Genomic DNA, 1,097 nt, shown 5'->3' with positions numbered 1-1,097 from the left:
GTTTGCTCTTTCAGGTTGCGCACAAAGCCTTCGGGATCGGCTGGACAGCCATCGCCCCCTGAGGCGGGATACCAGACGTTGGTTTCGATAACGCCATTGGCAAGGGTTCGGACCCGCAGGTTGCCGTGTGTGTCATACGTGTTGCTGACAGTTTCGCTGCGCCTGCGGCTCGGATTATTGAGTAACGACCAACTGGTTCTGACGTTCCTGGGCAATTGGCAGTCGTTGGGTTGCCTGTCGAACTCGACGTTCGGGGTCAGGGAGTATGTGGTCTCGACCGTCTTGACGTTATTGTTCTGAGTGGTGGTTTCGTGAGTCAGGAGATGGAACTGGTTGAATTTTCGCTCGATTATTCGTACCGCACGCTCTTGCGGTTCCGAGTCATCGAGGACCCCGAGGGTTTCAATACTTCCATACTCGTAGGTACCAATGTACTTATAGAGATTGTCGAGGCCATCGTCATCCCACGACAGACGAAGTCCGTACCCCAGAAAATTCGTTTCGGTATCGCTGTCAAAGAGCTTATATGTGTAGCGTACGTCGATCTCCGGCTGGCCAAAGCCTGGGACGGTGAGGTGTCGGGTGACACGGGGCAGCGGCGCGCGACCGCTGCCTTCCGGGAACTGATGGCCGGCGTCTTGATAGAACATTTCCTCGCGCCCGCCAGCAGGTGTCTCCACCCAAGTGATGCAGAGGTGATCGCGAATCAGGTTGTAGCCAAAACGCCAGGACGCCTCGTTCTCGGTCGGCAGGGTGATGCGCGTGACATATTTGTCAGAGCCCCCCAGGGTCATAAAGAAGCGCGCCAACGGGGTCCCATCAGGGCCGGCGAACGGCTGCAGCAACACTTCGACGGAGGTGCTCTGGCGCTCGATCGTCAGCAGGGTCTGGTCCGAATCGTCCTTGACCCAGGCCAGTATGTAATTAGCGCCACCGAACAACGTATAACCGAGCGTGACCTTGTGCCCCGTGGGTGAACGAATCTCCACAGGCAGGGCCACCCGGTTCTGGGTGCTGCCCATGACTTCGAGTATCTCGACCAGGCCGGACTTGTGCACGACCCGGTAGTGATCCTCGTCCTGATGGAAATGAAAACT

General features: G+C 57.2%; 1 pseudogene. It reads right to left on the bottom strand.

The features are described from left to right. Positions 1-1,097: pseudogene (locus tag AB4Z20_RS27960) on the bottom strand (sugar-binding protein); the annotation flags it as partial.

Origin of the sequence: Pseudomonas sp. KB_12 (assembly GCF_052114545.1) — a bacterium.
GTDB classification, from domain to species: Bacteria; Pseudomonadota; Gammaproteobacteria; order Pseudomonadales; family Pseudomonadaceae; genus Aquipseudomonas; species Aquipseudomonas brassicacearum.
This window is presented reverse-complemented; position numbering and strand designations above follow the sequence as displayed.